The sequence below is a fragment of the Streptomyces sp. NPDC088812 genome, from assembly GCF_044750285.1.
Lineage (GTDB): Bacteria > Actinomycetota > Actinomycetes > Streptomycetales > Streptomycetaceae > Streptomyces.
Genome location: NZ_JBIVJP010000013.1, coordinates 82297 through 106100, shown reverse-complemented (window position 1 = coordinate 106100; position 23804 = coordinate 82297). Strand labels below are relative to the sequence as shown.

Here is a 23804-nt window from a genome sequence, read left to right as displayed (position 1 = left end):
CCGGAGCTTTGCCTCAGAGGCAAAGAATTTGCCGCTGAGGCAAAAGCGCGGCTGAATGGAGTCATGAGCACTCCCGCCTCCGAGCCCGGAGCCGACCCGGCCGAGGGACCGCCCGCCGACGGATCGCCCGTCGCCGGGTCGCCCGTCGCCGGGTCGCCCGCCGACGGCCTGCCCGTCGTGGCGCCCCAGCTGCGCGCCCTGCGCCGCCGCGCCTCCCTCACGCTGGAGGCCGCCGCCCGCTCCGCGGGCCTGTCGCCCGCCCACCTCTCCCGCCTGGAGACCGGGCGGCGACAGCCCTCGCTGCCGATGCTGCTGGCCCTCGCCCGTATCTACGGTACGACCGTCTCGGAGCTGCTCGGCGAGACGGCCGCCGACCGGGACGCCGTCCTGCGTGCCGCCGACATGGAACCGACGGCGGCGGGCGGCTGGACGTACTGGCAGGCCGGGGCGTCCGGGCGCGGGATGCAGGCCCTGCGGGTGCGGGTGCCCCACGGCTCACAGGGCGACATCGTGCGCGTCCACCCCGGCGAGGAGTGGCTGTACGTCCTCTCCGGGCGGCTGCGGCTGCGCCTCGGCGACACCACGCACCTGCTCGGCGCGGGCGACAGCGCGCACTTCGACTCGCTGACCCCGCACCGCATCGCGGCGGAGGACCCCGACGGGGTCGAGCTGCTCTTCGTCCACAGCTTGTTGCAGAGCCCGACGGCCACGCTGTGCCTGGGCCCGACCTCTGGAGGAACGCCATGAGCGACATCGAGGAGCGCTTCCCGCGCAGCCTCTGGATCCGGCTGATCATCTACATCGCGGTGGGACACGTCGTCGCGGCGTTCATCTGGCTGCTCTTCGAGGTGGGGGCCAACCAGTAGGCCCCGGCGGCGGGGCAGCAGCCCCCGGCGGCGGGGCTCAGTCGAGGAGGCGCTCGCGCAGCCGCTCCCGGGTCGCCGGGGTGAGCCCGAGGCCCTGCTCCAGATAGGCGTCCACACCGCCCCACGTCTCCTCGACGGTGTCGAACGCCGCCGTGAGGTACTCCGCGCGGGCGTCGAAGAGGGGGCTGAGCAGTTCCATGACCTCGGGGGAGTAGGCCGAGGGGGAGGTGCTGCTGCGGCGCACCTTGTAGCGGCGGTGGGTGGCGTTCGACTTCAGGTAGTCGTCGAGGATCGCCTCCCGCCCGACCCCCACGGCGAGCAGCGTCACCGCGATGGACAGGCCCGCGCGGTCCTTGCCGGCCGCGCAGTGCATCAGGGCGGGGACGCTGTCCTCGGCGAGCGCGTGCACCACCTGCGAGTGCTCGGCGGTGCGCTCCTTGATGATCGTGCGGTAGGAGACGATCATCCGGTCCGCGGCCCGGCCGTCCGCGAGGATGGCGCGCAGCTGCTCGATGTCGCCGTCGCGGACCATCCTCCAGAACTCGGCGCCGTCCGCGGGGTCCGACAGCGGCAGGTTCACGTTGCGCACGCCCGGCAGCTCGACGTCGGGGCCCTCCAGCTTCTGGTCCGCCGCGTTGCGGAAGTCGAAGACGGTGTGCAGACCCAGCGAGGACAGGAACACGGTGTCCTCGTCGCTGGCGTGCGCAAGGTGGCCGCTGCGGAACAGCACGCCGTGACGCACCCGCCGTCCGTCGACGGTCGGCAGGCCGCCCACGTCTCGGAAGTTGCGCACACCGGCCAGCTCGGGCTCGGTCGACGGGATCTGCTGCGTCACAGGTGCTCCTCCGGCTCGTCGGTCCCGCTCGGCGCGGCTCGGGTGGCCGACGGAACGCTTCCCCGACCATACGGTAAGGACTCCCGGGGCAACGGGTTGTCCACAGGCGGGCGTCCCCCGCGGTCCCGAATGGTTTTCCACAGGCGTTGCTCCACGGGACACCGGCCCCTGATGATGTCGGTGCTTGATCGCACCTGTTCGAATCAGTGGGAGTTTCTGATGCCCGAGTCCGCCGCCGACGGCCGTACCTGGCTCCTTTCGGGGCCCCACAGCAGCTACGCCGTCCATGTCACCGAGGCCGACGAGCTCGTGCACCTGCACTGGGGCCCGCGGCTCGCCCTCGCCGACGCCGAGGCGCTCGCCGTGCGCCCGCTGCCGGACTACTGGGCCTTCGAGTCCCCGCTCGACGGCCGGGAGGAGTATCCGGTCGAGGGCGGCGCCCGCTTCGTCCGCCCCGCCCTGTCCGTGCGCACCGCCGGCCGGCGCGGAACCGAGTGGACCTTCACCGGACACGAGACCGAGGGCGACGAACTGCGGCTGTGCTTCCGGGACGCGGGGCTGGCCGTGACCCTCCACTACCGGATGCGCGACGACGTCGTGGAGCGCTGGACGACCCTGCGCAACGACGGCGACGAGCCCCTGGAGCTGCTGCGCGCCGACTCCGCCACCTGGACCCTGCCCGACCGCGACGGCTGGCGCCTGTCCCAGCTGCACGGCCGCTGGGCCGCCGAGTCCCGTCTCACCCGCGCCCCCCTCACCTACGGCGAGAAGGTCATCGGCAGCCGCCGCGGCCACACCGGCCACCAGCACCTGCCCTGGGTGGCCCTGGACACCGACGCGACCGAGGAGCGCGGCGAGGTCTACGGCTGCGCCCTCGGCTGGTCCGGCTCCTGGCGGATCGCCGTGGCCCAGCTGCCCGACGCGCGCGTGCAGGTCACGGGCGGCGCCGGGTACGACGACTCGGGCCTGCTGCAGCTGGCGGCGGGGGAGTCCTTCACCACGCCGCTCTTCGCCGGTCTGTGGAGCGACGGCGGTTTCGGCGGCGCGAGCCGCGCCTGGCACGCCTACCAGCGCGGGTACGTGATCCCGGACGCCGAGCGGGACCGGCCCGTGCTGTTCAACTCCTGGGAGGCCACCTTCTTCGACATCTCGCAGGAGCAGCAGGCGACCCTCGCGCGCCGCGCCGCGGCCATCGGCGTCGAGCTGTTCGTGGTCGACGACGGCTGGTTCGGCGCCCGCACCGGCGACCACGCGGGACTCGGCGACTGGCGCCCCAACCCCGACCGCTTCCCCGCCGGCCTCAAGCCGCTCGCGGACCAGGTGCACGCGCTCGGGATGCAGTTCGGCATCTGGGTCGAGCCCGAAATGGTCAATCCGGACAGCGACCTCTACCGGGCGCACCCCGACTGGGTCCAGTTCCAGCCCGGACGGAAGCGGACGGAATTCCGCAACCAGCTCGTCCTCAACCTCGCCCGCGAGGACGTCCAGGAGTACCTCTGGCAGCAGCTCGACACCCTCCTGTCCAGCGCGCCCATCGACTACGTCAAGTGGGACTTCAACCGCTGCTTCACCGACGCCGGCTGGCCGGACGACCCCTACCCGCAGCGGCTCTGGGTCGACCATGTGCGCGCCCTGTACGCCCTGTTCGACCGGTTGCGGGCGGCCCACCCGGGCGTCGCCTTCGAGTCCTGCTCCGGTGGCGGCGGGCGGATCGACCTCGGTATCGCGGGCCGGACCGACCAGGTGTGGACGTCCGACAACACCGACCCGCTGGACCGGCTCGCCATCCAGCACGGCTTCAGTCAGGTGCACCCGGCGCGGATCATGGCCGCCTGGGTCACCGACAGCCCCAACACCCAGCTCAACGGCCGGGTCAGCTCACTGCGCTTCCGGTTCGTCAGCGCCATGGCCGGTGTGCTCGGGGTCGGCGGAGACCTCTCCGAGTGGACCGAGGAGGAGCTCGCCGAGGCGCGCGGCTGGGTCGAGCTCTACAAGGAGATCCGGCCCCTCGTGCAGCACGGCGACCTGTACCGGCTGCGGCCCCCGGAGGGCGGCCTGAGCGCCGTGCAGTACGTGCGAGGCGACGAGAGCGTCGTCCTCGCCTGGCTCCAGGCGCAGCGCTACGGCGAGCCGGCACCGGTGCTGCGGCTGCGCGGTCTGAACCCGGCAGAGTCGTACGAATGCATGGAAACGGGCGAAGTGCACCGAGGCGCGGTGCTGTTGAACCACGGACTGCGTACCGGGCTGCGCGGCGACCTCGATGCGGCGGTCATCCGGCTGCGTCGCATCTGAGAGTTCTGTCCGGATTGCATTCGTTCATCACAACTCGCCCCGGAATAAAGGACCCTGGAGACGTGTCACGTGAGGAGCGTCATATCCGTGACCGTGCGTCGCCCGTCATGCTCACGTAATCAAGGCGTTTTTATGGGCGTTCCGGGAAGTGCGGGCCCGGTGGTGCACGGAAAGTGACGGGGAATTCTCACAGAGGATCAAGAGAAAGGCGTGAACAGCGCAACCGCTGCTTGTTCCTGTGCGTCCTGGTCGCTTACGTTCCACACCAATCCGGACGGACGCCCAATCCTGCCGCCGCCCGGAGCCCGCACACACTCACCCGTATGTGGCAGGAGCGGGGGACCCACAGGTAGAACCGCCTGTTCCGGTCTCCGGAACGGCTAGGGGTAAAGCCGTGCCTCGGCGCGGCCGGGCATCTCCAGCCCGCACCCGACAGCTCACCTCGCAGGCGCCGGAGAGGAATCCGCCATGCCCGCGAAGGGTAAGCACCGCCGCCCGAAGACCCCGCGCTTCACCCGCTCCATAGCCGTCGCCGGAACGGGCGGCGCCGCGCTCGCCCTTCCGCTCATGGGTGCCGCCGGCGCCCATGCCGCACCGGCCCAGTCGGCGGCCCGGTCGGTCTCCTCCGTCGCGGAGAAGTCGGTCCAGGCCGCTCCGGTGGCGCAGCAGGCCGCCGCCGACGCGAAGTCCGCCACCGAGACCCGGACCTACACGGTGGTGGCCGGCGACTACCTCTCGAAGATCGCGGACGAGCAGAGCGTCAGCGGCGGCTGGCAGGAACTGTACGAGGACAACCGTCAGGCCGTCGGCGCGAACCCGTCGCTGATCCACCCGGGCCTCAAGCTGTCGATCGGCGAGCAGGCGGCCACGACCGGCACCACCAAGTCGCCGTCCACGTCGTCCGGTTCCTCCTCCTCGTCGAAGTCGTCGCAGTCCTCGAAGACGCAGTCCTCGAAGACGCAGTCGTCGAAGTCCACGCAGTCCTCGACGTCGGTGAAGTCCTCCGGCTCCTCCGCCGGGTCGACCACGCAGAGCGCCGAGAACACCACCGCCTCCAGCGGCTTCGTCCTCCCCGTGGCGAGCGCCGCCATCGGCACCCCGTACCGGATGTCCGGCAGCATGTGGTCCAGCGGCTACCACACCGGCGTCGACTTCGTCGTCTCGACCGGCACCTCCCTCAAGGCGGTCGGTGCGGGCACGGTCGTCTCCGCCGGCTGGGGCGGCGCCTACGGCAACCAGGTCGTCATCAAGCTCGCCGACGGCTACTACGCCCAGTACGCCCACCTGTCCTCGCTCTCCGTCTCGGCCGGCCAGACCGTCTCCGCGGGGCAGCAGATCGGCCTCTCCGGCGCGACCGGCAACGTGACCGGCCCGCACCTGCACTTCGAGATCCGCACCACGCCGAACTACGGCTCGGACATCGACCCGGTCGCCTACCTCCGCTCGCACGGGGTCTCCGTCGGCTGACCCCTCGCACGACCACCCGTCCGACACGCCACCGAAGGCCGGACCCGTTCCCGGGGTCCGGCCTTCGGTGGCTTTGCGCGTTCATGATCACTGTGTTGCGGTCGTATGGCAGGTCCCGCCGGACCGTCGACAGCGGGGGCGGAGGGGGGACACAGTGATCTCCAGCAAGGGGGCAACCGCTTTCCCCGCCCTCTCGTATGTCCGATTCCTCGAACGCCGTTCGGTTCCGTGGACGGCGACCGGGCCATCGCGAGGTGGCCGACCACACGACCACGCTCATCGTGAAGGACCACACGTGAACCCCACCCGACGCCGAAGAACCGTCGCCGTCACCGCCGCCGCCCTGCTGGCCGGGCTCTTCTCCGCACCCGCCGGCCAGGCCGCCGAGCAGCCGCGCCGGATCGTCGAGAACCTCGACCGCGGCCTGGTCGCCGTACCGTCCGGCGAGGGCACCTTCCTCAGCTGGCGCCTGCTCGGCACCGAGTACGCCCGGTACGGCGACGCGATCGCCTTCAACGTGTACAAGAACGGCCGCCGGCTGAACCGCGAGCCGATCAGGAAGTCGACGACCTACCAGGACGACTCCCGGGGCACGGGGACCTACACCGTGCGCGCGGTGGTCGACGGACACGAGCAGCGGCCGAGTTCCGCCGCCCTCGACTTCGCCGACGGGTACGCCGAGATCCCGCTCGCCGCGGCCGACGGCTACACCGTCCAGCACGCCTGGCCCGGCGACCTCGACGGCGACGGACGCTACGAACTCGTCGTCAGCCGGCTCTCCCAGACCCGGGACAGGTCCGACCTGCTGGAGGCCTACACCCTCTCCGGCGAGCGGCTGTGGCGGGTCGACCTCGGCCCCGGCTCCTACACCCAGGTCGGCGGGAACGGCGCCAACGACCCGGCGCCCGCCGCCGTCAGCGGATCCACCGCGATCGGCGGCTACCGCAACGACGACAACGTCACCGTGTACGACCTCGACAGCGACGGCAGGGCCGAGGTGCTGGTGCACACGGCCGACGGCACCACCTTCGCGGACGGCGCGCAGGTCACCGCCGCCTCGCCCGCGAACCAGTTCGTCTCGGTGATCGACGGCGCGACCGGCACCGAGCGCACCCGGCAGCCCGTCCCCGACGACTTCGTCGCCGACGGGCCCTCCGGCGGCCACTTCGGCATCGCCTACCTGGACGGCGTCCACCCGAGCCTGGTCACCAAGCTGGTCACCCGCGTCGGCGCCAAGCGCGGCACCTTCCGGATCCTCTTCCAGACCTGGGACTTCGACGGCACGGACCTGACCCGCCGCTGGAAGTACGTCGTGCCCTCCGACAGCGGCGCGACCAGCTTCCACCAGATCCGCACCGTCGACGTCGACGGGGACGGCAAGGACGAGATCGCCGACGGCAACTACGTCGTCAACAGCGACGGCACCCTGCGCTACGTCGTCGACGGCGCCGGGCACGGCGACCGCTTCCACATCGCCGATCTCGACCCCGACCGCCCCGGCCTGGAGGGCTTCGCCATCCAGCAGGCGGAGCTGGGCGTCATCCCGAACTTCCCCTGGTACTACTACGACGCCGACACCGGCGAGCGCCTGGTCACCGGCCAGCACCCGGCGGACTGGGTGAACGACACCGACATCGACGTCGGCCGCGGCAGCACCGGCGACATCGACCCCGACCACCCCGGCTACGAGTACTGGACGTCCACCGCCGACGTCACCGCGCCGGGCGCGGGCGTCTACAACGTCCAGGACGGCAAGGTCTCCACGACCACGCCCAGCGTCAACTTCCGCATCTGGTGGGACGGCGACAAGGCGTCAGAGAACCTGGACTACACCTACGTCGAGAAGTGGGACCCGGCGACCCAGACCAGCACGAAGATCTTCGAGCCCTCCGGAGTCGTCTCCGGCGCCCGCAACGCCACCCCGTTCTACGGCGACATCCTCGGCGACTGGCGCGAGGAGATCCTCGCCGAGACCGCCGACCACACCGCCCTGCGCCTGTACACCACCACCGAACCGACCGGGACGCGCCTCTACACGCTCGCCCAGAACCCCGGGTACCGCCTCGGCTGGACCGTCCGCGGCTACCTCCAGTCGACGTACACCGACTACTACCTCGGCACCGAGACCCGCCGCGTCCCCGCACCCCGCGTCACGACCCCCTGAAGGAGCCGTCTCCCGTGACCACTTCCCGCAGAGCCTTCGGCGCCCTGGCCGCCGGCACGGCCCTGGCCGCCCTCGCCCCCGCGGCGCAGGCGAGCGCCGCCCCCCGCCACCGCCGCCTGATCGCCCACGACGACTTCCGCCACGGTCTGCGCCAGTGGGCCGTCGAACTGGAGAAGGGCGGCACCGTCACCGCCTCCCGGGGCATCCTGGAGGTCGACGTTCCCGCCGGCGCGACCATCTGGTTCAAGCAGCGGCTCGAAGGACCGTACGTCCTGGAGTACACCGCCACCCCGGTCTCCGCGGGCGGCGCCAACGACCGCGTCTCGGATCTCAACAACTTCTGGAACGCCCTCGACGCCCGCTCCCCGGACGACCTCTTCGCCACCCCGCGCGGCGGCGCCCTCGCCGAGTACGACCACCTCAAGACGTACTACGTCGGCTACGGCGCCAACACCAACACCACCACCCGGCTGCGCCGCTACGTCGGCCAGGCGGGGGTCCGGCCGCTGGTCTACGACTACACCGAGCCGCTGCTGGTGGCGAACGAGCCGAACCACGTCCGCATCGTCTCCGACGGTTCCACCGTCCGGTGGTGGAACAACGGGCGGCTCGTCTTCGACTACACCGACCCGGAGCCGTACACCGCCGGGCACTTCGCCTTCCGCACCACGTGGAGCCATTTCCGGATCAGTGACTTCCGGGTGTGGTCACTGCGTCGACACGGCTGACCGCAGCCCTTATTCCCACATTGGTGAATTCTTTAGGAGTGGCTTATCTCACCGCCCGTCAACCCCTTCCTACGGTCGCGTAAGTCACATTCGAAGGTGAATCATGCACTGTTGTGGCAGACGATTCGAAGAGTGACAGCAGATCAGTGATCGGGTCGTACGTGGCGGTGGGGGACAGCTTCACCGAAGGCGTCGGCGACCCCGGCCCCGACGGGGCGTTCGTCGGCTGGGCCGACCGGTTCGCGGTGCTGCTCGCGGACCGGCGGCCCGAGGGCGACTTCCGGTACACCAATCTGGCGGTGCGCGGGAAGCTGCTCGACCAGATCATGGCGGGCCAGCTTCCCCAGGCCGTCGGACTCGCACCCGACCTGGTCTCCTTCTGCGCCGGCGGCAACGACATCCTCCGTCCCGGCACCGACCCGGACGAGGTCGCCGAGCGCTTCGAGCGGGCGATCGCCGCACTGACCGCGGTGGCCGGGACGGTCATGGTGACGACCGGCTTCGACACGCGCGGGATCCCGGTGCTCAAGCACCTGCGCGGCAAGATCGCCACCTACAACGGGCATGTGCGCGCCGTCGCCGACCGGTACGGCTGTCCGGTGCTCGACCTGTGGTCCCTGAAGTCGATCCAGGACCGCCGGGCCTGGGACCACGACCGGCTCCACCTCTCCCCGGAGGGGCACACGCGCGTCGCGCTGCGCGCCGGACAGGTCCTCGGACTGGAGGTGCCGGCCGACCCCGAGCAGCCCTGGCCGCCGCTCCCGCCGCGCGGCACCCTCGAGGTACGGCGCGACGACGTGCACTGGGCGCGCGAGTTCCTGGTGCCGTGGATCGGGCGCCGGCTGCGCGGGCAGTCCTCGGGCGACCACGTGACCGCCAAGGGGGCGCTGTCGCCGGCCGACATCAGGACACGGATCGCCTCGGTGGCGTGAGCCCCTGTGGAGCGCGGCCGTCCGCCCCGTGCCGACGGCCGGCCGCGCTCGACCCGTGGGGCGGGCGGGCGTCCTCGGTCCGTGGCGTCTCCCTCTTCGAACTCGGCGTCCCGCACCGGTCCTTGGGTACCGCCGACGGCCTCGGGTACCGCCGACGGCCTCGGGTTCCGCCGACGGCCGGGGGGAAGCGCGTCCGGGCCACAGCGCCCGCGGGCCACAGCGGTCCGGACCGAAGCGCGTCCGGGCCACAGCGCCCGCGGGCCACAGCGGGCCCGGACCGAAGCGTGTCCGGGCCACAGCGCGTCCGGGCCGACGGCCTCCCGGCGGACGGGCCGACAACCTCCCGGCGGACGGCGGGCCGGCGGCCTCCCGGCGGACGGTCCTGCGTCCCGTCCGCGGCCGGCCTCAGCGCCCCTGGACGCTCACCGTCCGCGGCCGGCCTCAGCGTCCCTGGAGGCTCACCGTCCGCGCCTCCAGCCCGAGTTCGCGGGCCAGCGCCTCGTCGACCCACTCCCGGGCGCGGGCCCGGGAGACCGCGCCCTTGTAGGACGTCAGCTGCACGGCGAGACCGTCGAGCAGGGCCGTCAGGCGCAGGGCGGTGCCGCAAGGGTCGGGGCAGCGGAACTCGCCCGCCGCCACCCCCTGGGCGATGACCTCGGTGAGCGCGGCCTTCCACTGCCGGTCGAGGTGGCGGGCGACGTCGCGCAGGGCGGGCTCGCGCAGGGACACCGCCCAGCCCTCTATCCACAGCCGCCAGCCCTTGGCCTGGCCGGTGGGCGCGTACCAGCGCACGGCCGACCGCAGCCGGCGCAGGGCGGTGGTGCGGCGGCCGAGCAGCTTGCGCAGGCGGGTCAGGTCGTCCTCGGCGGCGTACGCGTACGCGGCGGCGACGAGCCTCTCCTTGGTCGAGAAGTGGTAGAGCACCAGCGCGTTGCTCACGCCGAGCGCCGCGGCCACGTCGGCGATCCTGACCGCCGCCACGCCCCGCGCCTCGATCTGCTCGATGGCGGCCTTCAGCAACTCCTCGCGCCGCTCGGCCACACTCAACCGGACTCTCGCCACGCCGTCACCCTACACAGGGCCCGCGACCTGCGCCGACGTCGTCGGAGGGAGCGGTCGGAGCGCCTCGCGCCCACGGACAGCCGGGACTCACCCACGAGTTCGCGGTCGCCCGGGCGGCACCGAACGACGGGTCGGTGCCACGGCGCGGGCCGTTGCGTCCGCGCGGCCGGGCCGCCGCGTCGGGGCGGGGCGCCGGGGGCCCGGGACAGGGGCGGTCCGGCGTCACCGCCCGGGCCGACCATAATGGGAATCCTCAGCGACTCCACCTGGAGGTACCGTGGCCGGTTTCCGTACCCTGAGCTCCGGGCTCCGCGCGCTGCAGCCCGAGGCCTTCGGCGCGGACCCGAGCGGTGAGCGCCTGGCGCGCATCCGCAGATCGCCCCATTTCAAGGACGGGGTCTTCCAGAACCCCGGCGGCCCGGCGCGCATCCGCCCCTCGGGCTCGACCCTCGACTTCGCCAAGGTGTACTTCGACAAGGACTCCCGCACCCGCCGCGCCCCCGCGGGCACGGTCCCGGTGCACGCCACCACCGTCGCCGACCTCGCCGAGCCGCCCGCCACAGACCTGCGTCTGACGTGGCTGGGCCACTCCAGTGTGCTCGCGGAGATCGACGGGCAGCGCGTGCTGTTCGACCCGGTCTGGGGCGAGCGCTGCTCCCCCTTCCCCTTCGCGGGCCCCAAGCGGCTGCACCCCGTCCCGCTCCCGCTCGCCGCCCTGGGCCCGGTCGACGTCGTGGTCATCTCGCACGACCACTACGACCACTTGGACATGCCCACGATCAAGGCGTTGGCCGGCACGGACACCCTGTTCGCCGTCCCGCTCGGGGTCGGCGCCCACCTGGAGCACTGGGGCGTGTCCGCGGACCGGCTGCGCGAGCTGGACTGGCACGAGGCGACCAAGGTCGGCGGACTCACCCTCACCGCCACCCCGGCGCGCCACTTCTGCGGGCGCGGCCTGCGCAACACCCAGCACACCCTGTGGGCCTCCTGGGTGGTCGCCGGTGACGGGCACCGGATCTACCACAGCGGTGACACCGGTTACTTCGAGGGCTTCCGGGACATCGGCGCCGAGCACGGCCCGTTCGACGCGACGATGATCCAGATCGGCGCGTACTCCGAGTTCTGGCCCAAGGGCCACACGGGTTCCACGCCGCTGCCCGGCGCGTGGCCGGACATTCACATGAGCCCCTCGCAAGGGGTCCAGAGCCATCTCGACCTCCAGCAGGGCCGGCCGAGCGGGGTCATGCTGCCGATCCACTGGGGAACGTTCAATCTCTCGTTGCATCCCTGGGCCGAGCCGGGGGAGTGGACCGTGGCCGCGGCCGACGCGGTCGGGCAGGCGGTCGCCGTCCCGGTTCCGGGCCGGCCCTTCGAGCCTGCCGGAGTCCTTCCCACGCACCCCTGGTGGCGGGATGTGTCCCTGCCGCTGAACCGCACGTGGCCCGTTCCGGAGATCACGCCGGGGGCGTCTCGTGACGATCTGGACCTCGTGGGCGAGAGCTGAGCGTTCTTCCCGTACGGGGGACGGTACTCGGTGAACGATCGAGTGCCGCCCCCCCATGCCGGCCGTCGTCAGCCCGTGGCGACCACCTGCGCCGACGAGTTGCGGATCTTGCAGTAGTACGCCGTCATGTCGGCGCCGCTGCCCCGGTAGCGCCAGGGCAGCGCGTTCACATGACCGTCCACGAGCCGGAACTGCTCTATCGCCATCTCGTCCCGGTCCTGGAGCGAGAGGTAGTACGCCAGCAGGTGGCGCAGTTCCGGCAGCCGCGGATGGGTCGGGTCGGCCGCGGCGGCGTCCGCCAGGCCCGCGTCGACCCGCGCCACCATCTCGGGCGTGCGGTCGCCCTCGGCGTCGTCGGACTCGTCGTGCTCGAAGTGGGCGATCAGAGGGAGCACGGTCAGCAGGCTGCCCAGCGGTGCCTTCGCCGCGGCCTGCTCGGCGAACTCCATGGCCAGTCGCTCCGAGCCGCGCCACTTCTTGCACCAGTACTGGAGCGCCCGCCAGTGCCCCTCGTAGTGGTGCGGGGCGCGTGCGGTGATCTCCGCCCACAGCTTGTCCATCTCGGAGTGCGGGTAGCCCAGGCCGAGCGCCACCGTGATCTCCGTGACGTACGGCGTGGGGTCGTCAGGAGCGAGTGCCGCCGCCCGGGCTATCTCGTCGCGGGAGCGGTGCAGCATCCGGTGGAAGCCGGCGAACTGCTCCTCCGTCGTGTACTGGGCCCGCTTGCCCCCGCGGATCCGCCCGGCGAGGAAGACCGTGCTGGTGGCCCGGACCACGGCGGCGTCCGGGTCGTCGGGGTGGGCGGTCTCCCAGGAGAGCAGCCAGGCGTCGTCCTCCGCGGCCAGCCCGCTCAGCGACGCGACGGCCATCGACCGCCGGTCCCAGTCGCGTCCGATGCCCCGCAACAGCTCGGCCGCCGCCTGCCAGTCGCCGCCGCCCACGCGGCCCAGCGCCGTCTCCCAGCCCGCGGGCAGCGGGCCGGCGTGCTCGGTGGCCTGCCGGTCGGCGGGCAGCAGGCCGAGCTTCTCGGCCGCCTCGGCGGCGGCGTCCTCGTCATGGCTCGGGGAGAAGAACTCCTTGAGGAACACCCAGGCCAGCCACCCGAAGACGATCAGCGTGGGTACGGCCAGGATCGCCAGGATCCACAGCACTACGGTCATCGGGGACGGTCCGTTTCTCGGTTCGCGGGGTCGGTCGGAGCAGAGGGCAGCAAGGCGCGCAGCGGGCCGGTGTCCGGGTGGTCGGCGACCGCGGCGGCCACGGCGGGACCGATCAGGTCGTCAGGCGACGCCGTGTCGGACGGCGGCGCCGGTTCCCCCGGCGCGGGCAGCAGCCGCGTGGTCGCCGCCCGCTCCCAGGAGAACTCCCAGCGCAGTCGGGCGCGGGCGCTGAACTCGGCCAGCACCATGCGGTGCAGCGACTCGGTCAGGGCCGGCCGCACGAACTCCCGGAAGACGCGCCCCTTCGCAGCCACCGCCTCGTCGGACAGCGGCAGCCGCCGCGCCAGCTGCCACAACCGGCCGTCGTCGATCAGGCCGAGCAGGGCGGGCAGGGTCGGGCGCGTCTTGGTGTACATGGCCAGGGCCCGGTGCAGGGGGGTGTCGAGGCTCGCGAACCGGTTGGTCATCGAGCCGTCGAGCAGCTCCGGCCAGTCGGCCGTACGCCGGAAGCGCCGCACTTCCTCCGCCAGGACCGCGTCCTCCAGGGCCGCCAGGGTCCGTTCGGGGTCGGACAGCAGACCGAGGGCGGCGCCCCCGCCCTCGTCGGTGCGGTCGTCGGCGGGCAGCGCCTCGATGCGGAGGACGCGATCGGCGATCGGCGGGTGGGAGTCGTACGGCGAGGCGGGCTCGGTGGGCAGCTCGGCGCGCAGCCCGGCCAGTTCCAGCTGGCGAGCGCTCAGCATCCGGCCGAAACCGCCGAACACCTCACCGCGCGGCGGCAGCAGCTCGGCGTCCTCGCCCAGGCTGACGTAGTGATGCATGTAGAAGCCGAACGCGGCGTCCAGCACCGGGATCTCGCGCAGGGCCGAGGCGGTGGCGTCCCGGCCGGCGATGCGGGCGGCTGCGGCGTCGGCGGCGTATTCCTGACCGCGGGCGCCGGCCAGCGTGGCGCGGAAGTACAGCTTGGCGTACGCGGTGTAGACCCGGGCCATCGCGCGGTACGTGACGCCCTGGTGCCGGGTGTCGACCTCGCTCGTCTCCTTGCCCTTGGCCGCGGCCTTGGCGTTCTTCTTCTCCTGCCGGGCCTGTTCGCGGGCCGCGGTCTTCCCGGCGCGTTCCTCGAAGTGCCCGATGGTGCGCAGGATCTGGGCGCGGCCGCGCCCGGTGAGAGCGGCGAGGCGGGTGTCGGCGTGGGAGTAGTGGCCCAGTTCGTGCGCGAGGACCGACCTCAGCTGGGCCTCCGTCAGCCCTTGGAGGAGAGGCACGCCCAGGTGGAGGCGGCGCGGACCGGGCAACAGGCCGAGCAGGCGGGCGTCCTCGGCGACGGCCGCGTTGACGTCCGGCACCAGCAGGATGCGGGACGGGGCGCGAGTGCCGACGCGGTCGGCCAGTTCCCGTACGGTGCGCCACAGCACAGGCTCGTCGGCCTCCGTGACGGGCAGGCCGGGAGCCCCCTCCGCCTTCGGTGTGCGCAGCATGAACAGGCCGCGGACCAGCGGAATCGCCAGCAGCACGGAGACGACGTACAGCTTCGCCGCGACGCCCGACGGGGCGTGCAGATACAGCAGGCAGTCAAGGCCGGCGAGCACCGCCAGCAGCAGGACGCCGAGCAGATAGAAGCCGGCGAGCAGCAGGAGAGCGCGCAGCGCGCGCAAGGTTGCGCCCATCGGGCAGGGCTCCACGGGATGTCAGGTGGACGGCATCGGGTGCGGCGACACGGGTGCCGCGGCTGATCGCGGCCGGTGCGAGGCGGGCTCACGGACGGTCGTGATCAAGTTGTGGGGGGAAGCGGAGTATGGCCCACCAGGAGGTTGACGTGCAAGACGTGTCCATGGCAGGCCGACCCCGCCGGCACCCGGAGACGGTGACGGTTCGAAGGGCGCGGCGGAGGGCGGCGGGGCTCCGGTGATCCCTTCCGGTCGGGTCCTAGACGGAGCCGTCGGTGTCCCAGGTGGTCAGGAGGTGCTCGAGTCCGCCCGTCACGGTCGCCTCGGCGAGAACGTGTTCCTGGCCCGGAGACGCCGTGCCGAGTCCCGGGAAGCGGGCGAGCGCGGCGAGGTAGAGGCTCAGTTCGAGTCGGGCGAGCGCGGCGCCCAGGCAGTAGAAGGTGCCGTGTCCGAAGGCGATGTGCGGATTGGGGTGCCGGCGTATGTCGAAGCGCTCGGCCTCGGGGAAGACGCGTTCGTCCCGGTTGGCGGACTGGAAGGACAGGACGATCAGGTCGCCCGCCGCGACCGTGGCGTGCGGCAGGGGGATGTCGGAGCGCGCGTAGCGGGGTATCCAGCTGCCGCCCGGTACCGCGAGGCGGAAGATCTCCTCCACCGCCCCCGGTATCAGCGCCGGGTCTCCCGTGAGGGCCCGCAGCTGCTCGGGGTGGTCGAGGAGGTAGGCGGTGCCGTGGACGATGCGGGTGGAGATGGTGTCGTAGCCGGCGAGGAACACGTCCAGGACGGCGTCCGCCCACTCCTCGCGAGCGAGCCGGTGGGCTCCGGGCCGGGCGAGCGCCAGGTCCCTGACGAGGGTGTCGTCCGCCGCGGAGCCGCGGGCCTCGGCCCGGACGTCGTCGAGCACCCGGTCGATCCGCCGCCGGAGGGCGCCGCGACGGGCGGCCGCCTCGCGGGCCATGCCGTGGGCGCGCGCCGTGTCGGACCACGCGACCAGAGCGGGCCGGAGGGCGTGCGGAAGTCCCAGGAGGTCGCAGACGACCGTGGCGGCGAAGGGCTGCGCCAGCCCCGTGCGGACGTCCATCGGCGGCCCTTCGGCGAGCCGGTCCGTCACGATGCGCCCCAGCACCTCTTCCATGTGCGGTCTGAGCTGCGCGACGCGCCGGCTGCTGAAGTGCCGTGACAGCGTGTGCCGCCAGCGGGAGTGGACCGCGAACTCGTCCGCGTGACCGCTCTGCGGTTCCATGAGCGCGGCGTCCCACAGGCGGGGCGCCCGCGGGGGGTCCGCGTGGGACTTGCCCACGCGCGGGTCACCGCACATGGTCCTCACGCCGTCGTGGCTGGTCACCAGCCACGCGCTGTCCCCGGTGGAGGTGGGCAGGCGGTCGATGCCCGGCCCCTGGCGCAGGACCGGGAACTGTGGGGGCTCTCCCAGGTTCGCCGGACAGCGATAGGGGAGAGCAGCCCCGTCGTGCGACTCGTCGGCCGTGACCACCGCTGCCCTCCCCGTTGTGGCGCGATCTCTCAGCGCGATCTCTCAGCGCGGTCTCTCAGCGTGATTCCGCTACTTGACGGTCTTTCAGCTCTCCGGCGCGTACGGCCGTGTCGACGATGGCGCGGGTCACGGTGGGCAGGGAATCCGGCTGCACCGCGAGGAAGAGGTTGGGCTCGACGAGTTCCAGCTCCATCACGGTGGGCCGGCCGTTCTCGTCGTCCACCATGTCGACGCGTGCGTAGAACAGGCGCTGTCCGTCCGGTACCACCGACAGGGCGTTCCGGGCGACCTCGACCTCGTGCTGCGTGGGGGTCCACGGCTCCAGGCCCGGGTGGGCGACCTTGCGCTGGTCGAACGGGACGTTCGGCGCCAGTACGGCGTTCTTCCGGATGGCGTGCAGCAGGGTTCCGTCGAAGAAGACCAGGGCGCGTTCGCCGCTCGAGTCGATCGCCGTCATGTAGGGCTGGACCATCGCGGTGAAGCCCTCGTCGTGCATGCGGCGGATCTGCTGAAGGGCCGTGTCGCGGTCGGCCGGCTGGTACCGGGCCGCGTAGCGCGCGCCCGCTCCGACCGCGGGTTTCACGACGAACTCGTGCGAGGCCGGGAGGGTGGGCTCCGTGCCCGGGGCGATGTAGTGGGTCCTCACCACCGGGACGTCCGCCTCCGCGAGGCGGGAGAGGTAGTACTTGTCCGCGCTCCAGCGCACCACGGACGGCGGGTTGAGGAGAGTGGTCAGGGAACTGACCCGCTCCACCCATTCCATGAATTCCACCGACCGCCAGGTGTAGTCCCAGGTGGACCGGATCACCACGAGGTCGAATTCCTCCCAGGCGGCTTCCGGGTCGTCCCAGTCGACGGAAACGGCCTTGACGCCTTCCTCGTTCAGGGCCGCCAGAAGCAGCGGCATGTCGTGATCGACGTTGATCTCCGGACGCGGCCTGGTGGTCGCCAACGCGATCTTGACATCCGGCATGACTCATTCCTTACTCGGGACGACATGACGGGAGGCACGCTACTCGCGAGCATGGAAGTGCACTGAACCTTCCCGAACCGGAATCCACTCTGTGCTATCCGTGACGCCGGATACCGAGGTTTCCGGTGCTCACCCATTTCACTCTCACGGAATGATCGGAAGTTGACGCCCCGACAATCGTAAGTGTCCTGCCCGCTGTCTGGCTATCGGCATGACCATTATTGGCGGAATCCAGCCTCTTTTCGGCGCTGGGGCATGGTCATTTTTTCCGCCCGGGTGTGCGACGTTCGCTGATCTTTTCCAGGAGATCCACCGCGTTTTTCGTCTCCGGATGGTCGTCGCCGAGTACGCGCCGATAGCGCCGTACGGTCTCCTCCTGGAGATCCGCCGCGCGGTCGAGCCGGTGCAGGTGCAGCAGGATCTCGCACAGGGCGTGCCCGGCGCGCAGACTCTGCGGGTGGTCGGCGCCCAGGATCTGCCGGGAGCGGACGAGCGTCGTCTCCTGGAGGGCCAGGGCCGGTTGCAGACGCCCCAGCTTGCGCAGGATGGTCGCGTAGGAGACGGCCGCGCGGAGCGTGTAGGGGTGCTCCTCGCCGAAGGTGCGCCGGCAGCGTTCCAGCGTGTCCTCGTCCAGGGCCCGCGCCTCGGCGTACTCGCCGAGGGCGATGAGGTCGGCCGCGAGGTGGTTCGCCGACCGCAGGGTGTCGGGGTGGTCGTCGCCGAGGACCCGCCGGTAGCGGGCCAGCGTGTCCTCGTGGAGCCGTCTGGCCTCGTCGTGGTGGCCCAGTGTGCCGAGGTCGACCGCCAGGTGGTTGGCGGAGTGCAGGGAGTGCGGATGGTCCTCGCCGAGCACCTGGCGGTACGACTCGAGCGTCGCCGCCTGGAGGGCCCTGGCCTCCTCATACCGTCCGAGGAGCCTGAGGTTGATCGCCGAGCCGTGGGCCAGCCGGAGGGAGTCGGTGTGCTTCCGGCCCAGGACGCGCCGGTACCGCGGCAGCGTGTCGTCGTACAGGACCCGCGCCTCCTCGTAGCGGCCCTGTTCGCGCAGGGCGCGGGCGAGGCACCGGGTCACCCACAGGACGTGCACGTCGTCGGGGCCCAGGTCGCGCAGCCAGGCCTCGCGCAGGGAGCGCGCGAGCCGGTCCCCGGCGTCCGCGTCGCCCCGCTCGATCAGGTACCACGACGTGTCGCAGGAGAGCGTGCGCAGGTGCGGGTCGGTCGGGGTGGTCGGCTCCACGGCGAGGAGGTGGGGCACGATGCGGGCCCATTCCGGCCAGGTCGCCGGGTCCTCGGGGTCGCCCGGACGGTTGGCGACCAGCAGGGCGCGCGCGTGGCGCCGGACGCGCTCCCGTGAGCTGGCGGGCAGCAGATCGCGGATCACCCCCTGGACGAGCCGGTGGAGCCGGACGCCGTCGCGGTTGCTCTTCGCCAGGCCGAAGCGGACGGCCGTGCCGATGGCGCGGCGCAGGAGCATCTCGTCACCCGCGACCTCCGCGAGGGGCGCCAGGGCCTCGTCGTCGCCGGTGGTGATGTCGTCCACCGCCATGAGCCAGCGCACCGGAATGGACTCGGGGGCGAGCAGGGCGCACACCCGCACGGTGGTCAGCCCGATGGGGTCGGCCCCGGTGAGCTGGTCGAGGCTGAGCCCGATCACCGCGGCCAGGGACCGCGGGTAGTCCCCGGCCTCGCCCTCGCTCAGCAGGGCGGCGGGGTGGGTGTGCAGCAGCTGGACGTAGTCGCCGACCTCGGTGGCCGTCTCGGCCAGGAAACCGCCGGCCTGGCACAGGGCGAGGGGGAGGTAGTCCAGTTCCTCGGCCAGCGACTCCGCCTCGCTCCGGCTGAGTTCGGGGCAATGGGCCTGGAGCAGGGCGACGGATTCGGACTCCCCCATGACGTCCACCGGCACCGTCGCGGCGACGCGTTCCCAGCCACCGGCCCGTGACGTGATCAGTACGTGCCCCGGTCCGCCGGGCAACCACTCGGAGACGGCGGCCCGCTCCTCGGCGTTGTCGAAGATGATCAGCCAGCGGTCCCGGCCGCGCAGCTGCGACTTCACGACGGCGGCCGCCGTCGCCGTGTCGGTGCCCTGCTCGACGAGGCCCAGCTCGACGGCGAGCGCGGCGATCTGCTCGCCGACGAGCGAGGGGTCCTCGGCCGCGACCCACCAGACGAGGTCGTAGGCGTCGGAGTGCCGGTGTGCGTACTCGACGGCGATCTGGGTCTTACCGACCCCTCCCGGTCCCCGTAACGTCTGGACCATGGAGGGACCGCCCTGCCCGAACCGCTGCCGGAGCGCGCGCAGGATGCCGTCCCTGCCGGTGAACTCGGGATTGCGCGGCTCCAGGTTCCAGATCGCGGGCAGCGCGCCCGCCACCCGGCCCCGGGACGCGGTCCGGTCGGGCCGCTGCTCCGTGACGTCGGTCCCCACGAGGACCAGGGGCTCGGAGCCGTCCGCCGGCTCCGGCCGCGCGGCGCCCGGCGACGGGGGCGGGGGCGGGGGCGGCGCGGAGCGCAGAGCGGCGAGCAGCTGCTGGGCGCCGAGCGTCTCGGTGTGGTCGACGCCCAGCTCCTTCACGCACTCGCCGGCCAGCAGCTCCGCCGCCGTCTCCGCGTCGCCGTACCGGCCCTGCGCGATCAGGACCTCGACGATGCCGCGCTGCGCGCGGACGAGGGTCTGGACGTCGGAGGCGGGCGGGACGCGCTGCAACTCGACCACGGTGGCGTAGACCGCCTCCGCCTCCGCCCAGTGACCCTGGCGCTGCAGGGCCGCGCCCACGGCCGTCAGTGCCCTGGCGGCCTGTTCGAGGACCTGGCCCTGCTGTCGCAGGCGGGTGCGCAGTTGTGATGTCTGTTCTTCCAGCTCGCTGATCCGCTTCCTGGTGTGGACCACGAGTTGCGGAGGGTGCGCCTCACGTCCCTCCGTCGGCTCGGTGACCTTGTATTGCACCGCCAGCCGATTCCAGGTGTTTTCCCACGCCTGCATCTCGCCCGGCTGGATTCCGCACAACTCGACGAAGGTCAGCAGAAAGGCCTTGCTGGGAAACCTGCGTCCGCGCAGAACCTCGCCGAGCGTGGTGCGGGGCAGTGCCCGTCCCCTTCCCAGGGTGGCGGCGGATTTCTCGAGATCTCGGTACGAAGGGCTGTCGGCCCTGGCGCGGAGCATGCGCAGAAATCGCGCAAGATCCTCTGTGCTGTTGGCCGGAGAGGGATCGATACGACCCTCTGCCTCGTCATTCATCGGCTCCCCCGACTTCGGGGACGCTGTCCGGCAGCGTCCCGAAACGTCCACCAGGATAGGTGTCCCAAGCCAAGCCGGGACAGTGGTTGTCCCAACCTGGTGATGCGCCGTCCCACTGCGAGTCGTTTCGGAGCCGGGTTTCATCTGGCTTTGGCGTGACAGATGGTGGGACACCCCGTGGCCTGTTCCCATGAAGCGAGGGAACTCCCGTCGGCGTGCAAGGAGGGGAATCGGTGAGCAGGACCTCCAGGCTCTGGTCCCGGGTCGAAATGGTGCTGCACCTGGTGCGGTCCGCACTCGTGGGCGAGGACGCGTCACCGTCCCGGACGGCTTATGGAAATCAGGTGGTGGTTCTCGGTGCCCTCGGAGGGGCGGGGGCCGGTCTGGCGATGACCTGGCTGGGGGCCTCGGCGGTGGACGCGGGGAGTTTCGGCCTCGCCGCCGGGGCGGCGATCGTGAAGGTGCTGTCCGGCCCGCGCCGGGGCAGCGGCACGCCCGAAGGGGCGCCGGACGGAGGCGGTGCGGGTGAGCCGGGGGTGGATGCGTCCGGTGCGCCCGGGGGCGACGACCTTCCGTGCGGGCGCACGGCCGACGCGCCGCACGGCTTGGACGGCGGCCGGCCGCGGGGCGAGCTCGACCCGTGCGACGAGGGGTGACCCTCCCGGGAAGCCGGCCCCACGGCGCATCACCCCGAGCCAAGGCTGATACGCAGCGTGATGTTCCGGGTGGGCCGCAGACGAGCCGACGGCTCGCAACCACCCTTGAGGGGACGGGTGCATGACGGCATGCCGGGGGTCGGCACGGCGCGGAGGGCCCGGGGGGATGAGGAACTCCCCGGGCCTCCCGTTCTGTTCAAGACCGGCTGTGACCAGGTCTGAACGTCTTTTGTCGACTCCGGTACCGACGGAGTCGACGTGAGTCGACGTGTTATCGGTCCTGCGTGCGAGACCTCATACCAGAGCGGGATCCTGCCCGGGTGACTTTGTCAACTGCCCACCGCACATGATGCCTTGGCGACTACTGTGAGTGTCCGTCGGGCGACGTGCGGCCGAATCTCCGGCTCTCTCGACCGACACCGCGATGGCGCACGCCCGAGTCGCGCACCCGCGCGCACCACCACGCCCGACGGACACAGTACGAGGACCCCGATGTCTCACCTCCGCGCACCGGCCGCACGCGCAGACCGCCGTGAGGGCGGACGGCACGGACGACCGGTCGCCCGCACCGCTCCCACACCGGCCGAGACACACATACGGCCTCAGCTCCTCCGGCTCGCCGTGCTCCCCCCGACCGCCGTCGCCCTCAGCGCCTGCGCGGCCGTGTTGTTCGCCGTCCGCTCCACCGGCACCCGGCCCGGCCCGACCCTGTGGGCCGTGCTGGCCGGCGCCCTCGGGGTGACCGCCGCCGGCATCCTGATCGCCGCCGTGGCCGCCGACCGCGCCGCCCGCTCCGTCACCGACCGCATCGACGCCCTGCGTCAGGACAGCGCACGGGACACGGCCGACCTGCGCGCCCTGCTCGACGCGCTGCGCCGCGGCGAGGTCCCGCCCCGGCGCACCACGCGCGGACGGCCGCCCGCCGACGCCGACGAGTTCGAACTGCTCGCGGCCGACCTGTCCCGCGCCCACGACACGGCCGTCGACGCCGTCGTCCGGGCGGCCCAGCTCTCCAGCCAGACCGGCAGCGAACAGAAACTCGAGGTCTTCGTCAACCTCGCGCGGCGCCTTCAGTCGCTCGTGCACCGCGAGATCTCGATCCTCGACGAGCTGGAGAACGAGATCGAGGACCCCGACCTCCTCAAGGGCCTCTTCCACGTCGACCACCTCGCCACCCGCATCCGCCGCCACGCCGAGAACCTCGCCGTGCTCGGCGGGGCGGTCTCCCGGCGGCAATGGAGCAACCCGGTCTGCATGACCGAGGTGCTGCGCTCCGCCATCGCCGAGGTCGAGCAGTACTCGCGGGTCAAGCTGGTGCCGCCGATCGACGGCGAGCTGCGTGGCCACGCCGTCGCCGACGTCGTCCACCTGCTCGCCGAACTCGTCGAGAACGCCACCGTGTTCTCCGCCCCGCACACCCAGGTGCTGCTGCGCGCCAACCTCGTCACCTCCGGTCTCGCCGTCGAGGTGGAGGACCGCGGGCTCGGCATGCACGTCGAGGAACAGAACCGGATGAACGCCCTGCTCGCCGACCCCGACCAGGTCAACGTCGGCCGCCTGCTGGCCGACGGCCGCATCGGCCTCTACGTCGTCTCCCAACTCGCCCGTCGGCACGGCATCCGGGTCCGCCTCCAGACCAACATCTACGGCGGCGTCCAGGCCGTACTCGTCGTACCGCAGGCCGTGCTGGGCTCGGCGCCGGCGCCGGGCGCCCCCGTGCCGCAGACGGAGGAACGCGGCGGGGGAGGGGCAGCGGAGGCGGACGGCGAGCGGGCGCGAGGTGCCCGGGCGCGGGGAGCCCGGGCGATCCAGGCCTCGGCTCCGTCCCCGCCCGTGGGGCGGGTCCTGCCCTCGGCCCCGGTCCGGCCGGAGGGCCCGGGGCGGCCCTCGGCCCCGGGGCAGCCCTCGGCCCCGGTCCGGCCGGAGGGCCCGGGGCGGCCCTCGGCCCCGGTCCGGCCGGAGGGCCCGGGGCAGCCCTCGGCCCCCGTCCGGCCGGAGGGTCCGGGGCGGCCCTCGGCCCCGGGGCAGCCCTCGGCCCCGGTTCGGCTGGAGGGCCCCGGGCGGCACTCGGCGCAGGCACCGGATCCTGGCCTGGCTTCGGCCGGGTCTCGAAGCCAAACTTCGGCCCGAGCCCAAGCCCAGGCGCAGGCTCCCGCTTCCGCACCCGCTCCGGCTCCGGCTCCGGCGCCCGCTCCGGCTCCGGCGCCCGCTCCGGCTCAAGCCTTGTCTCCGGTTCAAGGCCCAGTCCCGATGCAAGCCCACACTCAGGCGCAGGTTCCGGTTCGAGCCCCGGTCTCGGCGCAAGCCCTGGCTCAGGCGCAGGTTCCGGTTCGAGCCCCGGCCCAGGCAGCGGCCCCGGTTCAAACCCCGGCCCAGGCACAGGCCCCAGCCCAAGCCCCGGTCGAGACACGGGCTGCTGCTCAGCCGCAGATCGGAGCCGGAACCCCGAGCGCGACCGCATCACGGCGGAGCGGCCGGGCCGAGGCCGAGCCGCAGCACCGACCCCAGGCGGGACTTGAGGCCGGGCCCCAGGCGGGACTCGCGGCCGGGCTCCAGGCGGGGTCCCAGGCCGGGCTCCAGGCGGGACTCGCGGCCGGGCTCCAGGCGGGGTCTCAGGCCGGGCTCCAGGCGGGACTCGCGGCCGGGCTCCAGGCGGGGTCCCTGGCGGGGCTCCAGGCCGGGCCCCAAGCCGGGCCCCAAGCCGGGCCGCAAGTCGAGCCCCAGGCCGGAACGGAGACCGCTCCCCGCGCGGTCGGCGCCCTCGGTTC

General features: G+C 72.4%; 16 protein-coding genes, 1 pseudogene and 1 riboswitch. Of the genes and pseudogenes, 10 read left to right on the top strand and 7 right to left on the bottom strand.

Going from position 1 to position 23804, the window contains the following annotated elements:
- Positions 1 to 63 precede the first annotated feature (63 nt).
- Positions 64 to 747, top strand: coding sequence for a helix-turn-helix domain-containing protein (locus ACIP67_RS23185; RefSeq protein ID WP_401694196.1), 684 nt, complete (start codon positions 64 to 66; stop codon positions 745 to 747).
- Complete coding sequence (locus tag ACIP67_RS23180) at positions 744 to 866, top strand: DUF6126 family protein (protein WP_385068775.1); 123 nt, start codon at positions 744 to 746, stop codon at positions 864 to 866. Before ACIP67_RS23185 ends, ACIP67_RS23180 begins: the two co-directional genes overlap by 4 nt.
- A gap of 37 nt (positions 867 to 903) precedes the next feature.
- On the opposite strand, the gene ACIP67_RS23175 is transcribed toward ACIP67_RS23180, so the two are convergent.
- Entirely contained in the window at positions 904 to 1701 is a 798-nt protein-coding gene (locus ACIP67_RS23175; RefSeq protein WP_401694195.1) for a tyrosine-protein phosphatase, read from the bottom strand.
- 219 nt (positions 1702 to 1920) lie between these two features.
- Between ACIP67_RS23175 and ACIP67_RS23170 the strand changes: the two genes are divergently transcribed.
- From ACIP67_RS23170 to ACIP67_RS23150, 5 genes are all read left to right on the top strand, one after another.
- Entirely contained in the window at positions 1921 to 3993 is a 2073-nt protein-coding gene (locus ACIP67_RS23170) for an alpha-galactosidase (RefSeq protein WP_401694194.1), read from the top strand.
- A 302-nt stretch (positions 3994 to 4295) separates the two neighbouring features.
- Positions 4296 to 4457: riboswitch (cyclic di-AMP (ydaO/yuaA leader) on the top strand.
- A gap of 4 nt (positions 4458 to 4461) precedes the next feature.
- Positions 4462 to 5460 (top strand): peptidoglycan DD-metalloendopeptidase family protein, encoded by a 999-nt coding sequence (locus ACIP67_RS23165; protein WP_401694193.1) that lies wholly within the window; start codon positions 4462 to 4464, stop codon positions 5458 to 5460.
- A gap of 295 nt (positions 5461 to 5755) precedes the next feature.
- The gene (locus ACIP67_RS23160) at positions 5756 to 7624 is read left to right on the top strand and encodes a hypothetical protein (RefSeq protein WP_401694192.1); all 1869 of its coding nucleotides are present in this window, start codon (positions 5756 to 5758) and stop codon (positions 7622 to 7624) included.
- 14 nt (positions 7625 to 7638) lie between these two features.
- On the top strand, positions 7639 to 8352 hold the full coding sequence (locus ACIP67_RS23155; RefSeq protein ID WP_401694191.1) for a DUF6250 domain-containing protein: 714 nt from the start codon (positions 7639 to 7641) through the stop codon (positions 8350 to 8352).
- Between the two features lie 146 nt (positions 8353 to 8498).
- Positions 8499 to 9284, top strand: coding sequence for an SGNH/GDSL hydrolase family protein (locus ACIP67_RS23150; RefSeq protein WP_401694382.1), 786 nt, complete (start codon positions 8499 to 8501; stop codon positions 9282 to 9284).
- Between the two features lie 441 nt (positions 9285 to 9725).
- On the opposite strand, the gene ACIP67_RS23145 is transcribed toward ACIP67_RS23150, so the two are convergent.
- A complete protein-coding gene (locus ACIP67_RS23145; RefSeq protein WP_401694190.1) occupies positions 9726 to 10346 on the bottom strand; it encodes a TetR/AcrR family transcriptional regulator in 621 nt (206 codons plus the stop codon).
- Positions 10347 to 10623: 277 nt separating this feature from the next.
- Between ACIP67_RS23145 and ACIP67_RS23140 the strand changes: the two genes are divergently transcribed.
- A complete protein-coding gene (locus ACIP67_RS23140; protein ID WP_401694189.1) occupies positions 10624 to 11850 on the top strand; it encodes an MBL fold metallo-hydrolase in 1227 nt (408 codons plus the stop codon).
- A 68-nt stretch (positions 11851 to 11918) separates the two neighbouring features.
- Here ACIP67_RS23140 and ACIP67_RS23135 read toward each other — a convergent pair whose 3' ends face one another.
- From ACIP67_RS23135 to fxsT, 5 genes are all read right to left on the bottom strand, one after another.
- On the bottom strand, positions 11919 to 13010 hold the full coding sequence (locus ACIP67_RS23135) for a hypothetical protein (RefSeq protein WP_401694188.1): 1092 nt from the start codon (positions 13008 to 13010) through the stop codon (positions 11919 to 11921).
- On the bottom strand, positions 13007 to 14677 hold the full coding sequence (locus ACIP67_RS23130) for a M48 family metallopeptidase (protein WP_401694187.1): 1671 nt from the start codon (positions 14675 to 14677) through the stop codon (positions 13007 to 13009). Before ACIP67_RS23130 ends, ACIP67_RS23135 begins: the two co-directional genes overlap by 4 nt.
- Before the next feature lie 259 nt (positions 14678 to 14936).
- A complete protein-coding gene (locus ACIP67_RS23125; protein ID WP_401694186.1) occupies positions 14937 to 16169 on the bottom strand; it encodes a cytochrome P450 in 1233 nt (410 codons plus the stop codon).
- Positions 16170 to 16224: 55 nt separating this feature from the next.
- Entirely contained in the window at positions 16225 to 17142 is a 918-nt protein-coding gene (locus tag ACIP67_RS23120; protein WP_401694184.1) for a RimK family alpha-L-glutamate ligase, read from the bottom strand.
- 259 nt (positions 17143 to 17401) lie between these two features.
- Positions 17402 to 20305: an FxSxx-COOH system tetratricopeptide repeat protein gene (fxsT, locus tag ACIP67_RS23115; protein ID WP_401694183.1), complete on the bottom strand. Its 2904-nt coding sequence runs from the start codon at positions 20303 to 20305 to the stop codon at positions 17402 to 17404.
- A gap of 308 nt (positions 20306 to 20613) precedes the next feature.
- Here fxsT and ACIP67_RS23110 point away from each other — a divergent pair, with 308 nt between their 5' ends.
- Positions 20614 to 21036: a hypothetical protein gene (locus tag ACIP67_RS23110; RefSeq protein WP_401694182.1), complete on the top strand. Its 423-nt coding sequence runs from the start codon at positions 20614 to 20616 to the stop codon at positions 21034 to 21036.
- 492 nt (positions 21037 to 21528) lie between these two features.
- Positions 21529 to 23661 (top strand): annotated as a pseudogene (locus ACIP67_RS23105) (ATP-binding protein); the annotation flags it as partial.
- Positions 23662 to 23804: the final 143 nt, after the last annotated feature.

Bases quoted from the DNA above. Each gene is read 5' to 3' on its own strand.
- ACIP67_RS23170 (WP_401694194.1), top strand. From the start codon at position 1,921: ATGCCCGAGTCCGCCGCCGACGGCCGTACCTGGCTCCTTTCGGGGCCC.
- fxsT (WP_401694183.1), bottom strand. From the start codon at position 20,305: ATGCTCCGCGCCAGGGCCGACAGCCCTTCGTACCGAGATCTCGAGAAA.
- ACIP67_RS23120 (WP_401694184.1), bottom strand. From the start codon at position 17,142: ATGCCGGATGTCAAGATCGCGTTGGCGACCACCAGGCCGCGTCCGGAG.
- ACIP67_RS23180 (WP_385068775.1), top strand. From the start codon at position 744: ATGAGCGACATCGAGGAGCGCTTCCCGCGCAGCCTCTGGATCCGGCTG.
- ACIP67_RS23165 (WP_401694193.1), top strand. From the start codon at position 4,462: ATGCCCGCGAAGGGTAAGCACCGCCGCCCGAAGACCCCGCGCTTCACC.
- ACIP67_RS23185 (WP_401694196.1), top strand. From the start codon at position 64: ATGAGCACTCCCGCCTCCGAGCCCGGAGCCGACCCGGCCGAGGGACCG.
- ACIP67_RS23135 (WP_401694188.1), bottom strand. From the start codon at position 13,010: ATGACCGTAGTGCTGTGGATCCTGGCGATCCTGGCCGTACCCACGCTG.
- ACIP67_RS23130 (WP_401694187.1), bottom strand. From the start codon at position 14,677: ATGGGCGCAACCTTGCGCGCGCTGCGCGCTCTCCTGCTGCTCGCCGGC.